Below are 5,445 nucleotides of genomic sequence, written 5' to 3'. Positions count from 1 at the left end.
CCATGCCGGTAGGTGAAGGTGGTGGCGATCTTGCCGTCGGGCCGGCGTTCGTAGCGTTCCACCGCGTCGTAGGCCTCGCGCTCGGGCCAGGTCGGGATCACCGCGATCACATACCAATCGCCCATGTAGCGGTCGATGTCCAGCCGCTCGGCCACGGCCAGCGGCGGTCGGGTGGGGGCGCTCTGGCAGGCGGTCAACAGCACGGCCGCGCCCAGCACCAGGCCGGCGGCGGCCAGGTGGCGCTTGCGCAGCGCGGGGCGGCGGTGAGAAGTCAGCAGGGTTTTGGGGATCTTCATCGTCGCGGCTTTCATCGCAGGCGGCGTGGCGCCAGACCATACCGGCGCCTGCGGTGATGCTCGTCGCAGGCCGCACGTGCTGCAACCGCCCCCGTCCGATAAGCCTGTAGGCGGTGGGCGCATGCGCGCGCTTCAGTCGTCCTGCGCCACCGCCACCACGCCGCCTTGTTCGATGGAGCGCTGCAGCGCCCGGATGATGCGCACGTCGGCCAGGCCCATGGGGCCATCGGTGGGCACCGGCTGGCCGCTGTGGATTGCCTCGCAGAAGGCATCCATCTCGGCCGCGAAATGGTTCACCGGCCGGATCAGCAGCTCCTCGGTGCTGGCCGGGCCGGTGCTGGGGCTGCCGCGGCGCAAAAACATCTGCTGGCCGCGGTACGAGAAGGCGGCTTCCAGATCGATGAAGCCCTCGGCGCAATGCACCCGCAGGTGGCGGCTTTCGGCGGCGCCGAAGCTGGTTTCGCAATGCGCCACCATGCCCGACGGGTAGCGCAGCAGAAAGGCCACGCTCTCGGGCACCTCGGCAAAGTCGGGGTTGTTGGCGGGATGGTGCGCAAAGGCCACGACCTCGGTGGGTTCTTCGCCCGTCACCATGCGGGCGGCGTTGATGCAGTAGATGCCGGTATCGCTGATCGGGCCACCGCCCTTGTCGGCCTGCAGCCGGATGTCGGGCGCGGTGGTCACCTGGCAGTTGCTGGCCATCAACGTCTTCACCGCGCCGAGGGTCTTGTCGCGGCACAGCGCCGTCAGCCGCTGGCTGAAGGGCTCGAAGTGCAGGCGGTAGGCGATCATCAGCTGCCGGTCGGCGGCGCGGGCCGCGTCCATCATGCGGTGGCATTCCTCGGGCGTCACCGCCATTGGCTTTTCGCACAGCACATGCTTGCCGGCCGCAAAGGCCTTGAGGGTGTACTCGGCATGCAGGTGGTTGGGCAGCACGATGTACACCACGTCCACCTCGGGCATGTCGCGCAGGCGGTCGAAGTGGTCGTAGTCCAGCACCCGGTCTTCCCCGATGCCATGCGCCCGCGCCACCGGCAGCGCCTTGTCGCGGCTGCCGCTCACCAGCGCCACCGGCCGCGCCCACTGGCACTGCGCGAACGCCGACATGATTTCCTCCAACGTCAGCTGCCCCAGGCCGACGATGGCGAAACCGAGGGGGCGTTGGGAGGGGGCTTGAATGGGGGAGGTCGAGGCGGGCATGGGGGCTCCTGCAGAAGGCAGCCCGTCATGGCAAGCAGCGGACCCGGCCTCGCTGCGTGCGGCCGTCAGCGCGCCCGCTCGCCCCGATCGAAGTAGTGCAGCACTGCGGGGCCCACCTGCAGAGTGGCGAGGAAGTCCAGCGTGCTGCCTGCTTCCGCCGCCACATCGTCGCCGGTGCCGAAGGCCTCGATCCGCCGCAACACCTGCGGCGCGCCGGTATCGCACAGCGCCCACAGCTGGGGCAGGCCGTCCTGCAATTGCACGCTCAGCAGCCGGGCGCCGGCCGGCATGGGCACATGCTGCGGGCCGGTGCCCACGCCGATGTCGAACTTCCAGATGTTCAAGGTCATGTCCTTCCTGCGTCGTGCAGGCGGCGGCGATTCTGCAATGCCCCGCTGCGGCTTCAGCCCGCCCCCCGCTCCCGCTCCTGCAACATCCGCCACTGCACCTTGCCCGTGCCCGACTTGGGCAGGGACTCGACGAATTCGATCAGCTTGGGGGCCTTGTAGGCGGCCATGTGCTGGCGGCACCAGTCGGCCACTGCCTGCTCGGTGACCTGGCCGATGGCGCCGGGCTTGAGCACTACCAGGGCCTTGACGGTTTCGCCGCGGCGTTCGTCCAGGGTGCCGATGACGCAGGCTTCCTGGATGGCGGGGTGCTGGTACATCAGCGCCTCCACCTCGGCCGGCCATACCTTGAAACCGGCTGCATTGATCATGCGCTTCAGCCGGTCGACCATGAACCAGTAGCCTTCGTCGTCCACTCGCGCCAGGTCGCCGGTGCGCAGGAAGCGCTTGCCGTCGATCTGCAGGAAGCTGCTGTCGTTGGCCTGCGGCGCGCGCCAGTAGCCCTGCATCACCTGCGGGCCGTGGATCACGATCTCGCCCACTTCGCCGGGCGCCACCGGCGCCAGCGTGCCGGGGTCGATCAGCCGCGCATCGACGTCGAACACCGGAATGCCCAGGCATTGCGGCTTGGGCCGGTGCGGCGGGTTGATGTGGGTGGCGGCGATGGTCTCGGACATGCCGTAGCCCTCGACATAGTCCAGCCCGGTGAGCGACTTGAGCTTGGCCACGATGGCCGCCGGCATCGCGGCGCCGCCGCCGCGCACGGCCTGCAGGCTGCTGAGGTCGAAGCGCTCCACGTCAGGCTGCGACAGGAAGTCGATCATCATCGTGGAGATGACCTGCCACACCGAGACGCGGTAGCGCTCGATGCAGCGGCCCACCGCCTCGCGGTCCCAGCGCGGCAGCACCACCACGGTGGCGCCGCTGAACATCGGGCCGTTGAGCCCGCCCGACATGCCGGTGACGTGGAAGAAGGGCAGCACGCCCAGGTACACCGTGTCTTGTGTGCGGTTGAACCATTGCACGCTGCCCACCAGCGTGGTCATCACCGTGGCATGGGTGTGCATGCAGCCCTTGGGGTGGCCGGTGGTGCCCGAGGTGTACGGCATCACGCACAGGTCGTCCGGCCCGCCCTGCAGCGGCCCGGGCGCATGGCCGGCCTGCACCACCGCCTGCCAGGCATGCACGCCGGCACGCGTGGGCACCGCGCGCGTCGCGCTGACGAAGGCGGGCACCGCCAGGTCGGTGGGCTGCTTCAGGTGGTCGGCATAGGTGGCCACCACGATGTGCTGCAGGCCATCCGGCACGCCCAGGTGGGGCAGCAGTTCGTCCAGCAGGTCTTGCGCGACGAAGGCGACACGGGCACCGCTGTCGTGCACGTAGTGGCGCAGCTCTTCGCTGCGGTTCATCGGGTTGACCGGCACCACCACCGCATCGGCCCGCAGGATGGCGTAGAAGGCCAGCGCCCATTGCGGGCTGTTCTGCATCTGCAGCAGCACACGGTCGCCACGCTGCACGCCGCACACCTGCTGCAGGTGGCCGGCCAGTGCTTCGGCCTCGGCCTTGAAGTCGGCAAAGCTCAGCGGCGTGTCGTAGAACAGCAGGAAGGGCTTGTCGGGGTAGCGGGTGGCCGATACCTCGACGTTGAACCACAGGTGGGTGCGCGGCAGCGTGAGGTGGTGGGCCAGGCCTGGCGGCCAGTGGGGGTGGGGTGCAGCCATCTTCACCCCCGCCCCGCGTCCAGTTGCTGCGCCATCGCCCAGGCCTGCTCGGCCAGCGGGCGGGCGCGGCGCCCGGCCTCCAGCGCGCGGGCGTTGGAGGCATTGCCCTGCAGCGCACGCGCCATCACGCCCTGCAGAATGCCCACCAGCCGGAACATGTTGAACACCAGGTAGTAGCCCCAGTCGGCCGGGCTCACGGCCTGCGGCTGGCCGGTACGCTGCAGGTAGCGCTGCAGGTACTCGGCTTCGGTGGGAATGCCCAGCGCAGCCAGGTCGGCACCGGCCAGGCCGCGGGTGGCGCCTTGCGGCATGTGCCAGGTCATGCAGTGGTAGGCGAAGTCGGCCAGCGGGTCGCCCAGCGTGCTCAGCTCCCAGTCCAGCACGGCCAGGATGCGCGGCTCGGTGGGGTGGAAGATCACGTTGTCGATGCGGTAGTCGCCATGCACGATGCGCGGCGTGGCCTGCTCGGGCGGCAGGTGGCGCGGCAGCCAGTCGATCAGCGCATCGGCAGCCTCGATCTTCTCGGTCTCAGACGCGCGGTACTGCCGGGTCCAGCGGTCGATCTGCCGCGCCATGTAGGCGCCGGGCTTGCCATGGTCGGCCAGACCCACGGCGATGGGGTCGACCCGGTGCAGCGCGGCCATCACGCGGTTGAGTTCGTCGTACAGCGCGCCGCGTTCGGCCGCGCTCATGCCGGGCAGCTGCGGGTCCCAGAAGATGCGGCCTTCCACGCAGTCCATCACGTAGAACATCGAGCCGATGATCGAGTCGTCTTCGCACAGCAGGTGGGCCTGGGCCACCGGCACTTCGGTGCCCGCCAGCGCGCGGATGACGCGGTATTCGCGGTCCACCGCATGGGCCGAAGGCAGCAGCACGCCGGGCGGCTTGCGGCGCAGCACGTATTGGCGCCCGCCGGAGGTCAGCTTGAAGGTGGGGTTGCTCTGCCCGCCGTTGAATTGCGCCACCTGCGTGCCGCCCGCATAGCCGGGCAGGTGCTCACGCAGGTAGGCGTCCAGCCGGTCCACGTCGAAGGCATGGGCAGGGGCCACGGGCCGCGTGCCGTTGAAGGAATGCTGAGGTTCGCTCATCAAGCCAGTGTGCCAGCCATCCGGCGTTTTGGAATGGGTGGTATTTCCCAATGCGCTTGTCGCGCAGCGGACATTCAGAAACTGCGGTATGTTCGGTGGCCCACCCGGCGCGGCCCCTTCCGTACCATGGTGGCCCCCGATTGCAGCCTCCAGTTCACCAGCATGTCCCAGCCCGAAGACGACCTCCCGGTTCCGCCCGGTTTCCAGACCATCCACCACGGCGGACCTTACTTTGCGGCGCTGGGCCCGGTGTACGGCAAGCCGGCCGAAGACGGCAGCGGCACCCAGGTGGTGGCGCTGCGGGTGCAGCACAAGCACACCAATGTGCTGGGCGTCACCCATGGCGGCATGCTGGCCACGCTGGCCGATTGCGCGCTGGGCATGAACGTGGTGCTGCAGCGCGACCCGCCGCAGTCGATGGTGACGGTGAGCCTGACCAGCGACTTCCTGTCGTCGGCCAAGCCCGGCGAGTGGCTGGAAGCGCACGTCACCATCCGCCGCCAGGGCGCGCGGCTGGCGTTTGCCGAATGCCTGCTGCAGGTGGAAGACCGCGTGATCCTGCGCGCCAGCGGCGTGTTCTCGGTCACCGGGCGTGAGCCGGTGAAGCCGCGCGTCAAGCTGTAAGCCGCCCCGCGCAGGCGGCGCTATATTGAGCCGGCGCACGCCGCGCACCTGCGCCCGCGCTGTCATGGGCCTGCCCACCCTTGCCGGGAGCCGCCGTGTCAGAGCTGGTCTTCGACCGATTCGTGCTGGATGTAGACCGCCGCCTGCTGCTGTGCGACGGGCAGCCCGT

General features: G+C 69.4%; 6 protein-coding genes. 1 reads left to right on the top strand and 5 read right to left on the bottom strand.

Annotated elements, in window-relative coordinates:
• The 5 genes from ABNT58_RS07230 to ABNT58_RS07210 form a co-directional block, all read right to left on the bottom strand.
• On the bottom strand, positions 1-296 hold a 296-nt coding region (locus ABNT58_RS07230; protein ID WP_348752826.1), incomplete at its 3' end, for a lipocalin family protein.
• A gap of 132 nt (positions 297-428) precedes the next feature.
• On the bottom strand, positions 429-1,496 hold the full coding sequence (locus ABNT58_RS07225; RefSeq protein ID WP_348752825.1) for a Gfo/Idh/MocA family oxidoreductase: 1,068 nt from the start codon (positions 1,494-1,496) through the stop codon (positions 429-431).
• Between the two features lie 65 nt (positions 1,497-1,561).
• Positions 1,562-1,846 carry a hypothetical protein gene (locus ABNT58_RS07220; RefSeq protein WP_348752824.1) on the bottom strand — a complete coding sequence of 95 codons (285 nt, stop codon included), beginning with the start codon at positions 1,844-1,846 and terminating at the stop codon, positions 1,562-1,564.
• 53 nt (positions 1,847-1,899) lie between these two features.
• On the bottom strand, positions 1,900-3,564 hold the full coding sequence (locus tag ABNT58_RS07215) for a long-chain fatty acid--CoA ligase (RefSeq protein WP_348752823.1): 1,665 nt from the start codon (positions 3,562-3,564) through the stop codon (positions 1,900-1,902).
• Positions 3,565-3,566: 2 nt separating this feature from the next.
• Positions 3,567-4,652, bottom strand: coding sequence for a phosphotransferase (locus ABNT58_RS07210; RefSeq protein WP_348752822.1), 1,086 nt, complete (start codon positions 4,650-4,652; stop codon positions 3,567-3,569).
• A gap of 162 nt (positions 4,653-4,814) precedes the next feature.
• Here ABNT58_RS07210 and ABNT58_RS07205 point away from each other — a divergent pair, with 162 nt between their 5' ends.
• A complete protein-coding gene (locus tag ABNT58_RS07205; protein WP_348752821.1) occupies positions 4,815-5,276 on the top strand; it encodes a PaaI family thioesterase in 462 nt (153 codons plus the stop codon).
• Positions 5,277-5,445: the final 169 nt, after the last annotated feature.

Origin of the sequence: uncultured Aquincola sp. (genome assembly GCF_964001545.1) — a bacterium.
Taxonomy (GTDB): Bacteria; Pseudomonadota; Gammaproteobacteria; order Burkholderiales; family Burkholderiaceae_C; genus Aquincola.
This window is presented reverse-complemented; position numbering and strand designations above follow the sequence as displayed.

Bases quoted from the DNA above. Each gene is read 5' to 3' on its own strand.
- ABNT58_RS07225 (WP_348752825.1), bottom strand. From the start codon at position 1,496: ATGCCCGCCTCGACCTCCCCCATTCAAGCCCCCTCCCAACGCCCCCTC.
- ABNT58_RS07220 (WP_348752824.1), bottom strand. From the start codon at position 1,846: ATGACCTTGAACATCTGGAAGTTCGACATCGGCGTGGGCACCGGCCCG.
- ABNT58_RS07215 (WP_348752823.1), bottom strand. From the start codon at position 3,564: ATGGCTGCACCCCACCCCCACTGGCCGCCAGGCCTGGCCCACCACCTC.
- ABNT58_RS07210 (WP_348752822.1), bottom strand. From the start codon at position 4,652: ATGAGCGAACCTCAGCATTCCTTCAACGGCACGCGGCCCGTGGCCCCT.
- ABNT58_RS07205 (WP_348752821.1), top strand. From the start codon at position 4,815: ATGTCCCAGCCCGAAGACGACCTCCCGGTTCCGCCCGGTTTCCAGACC.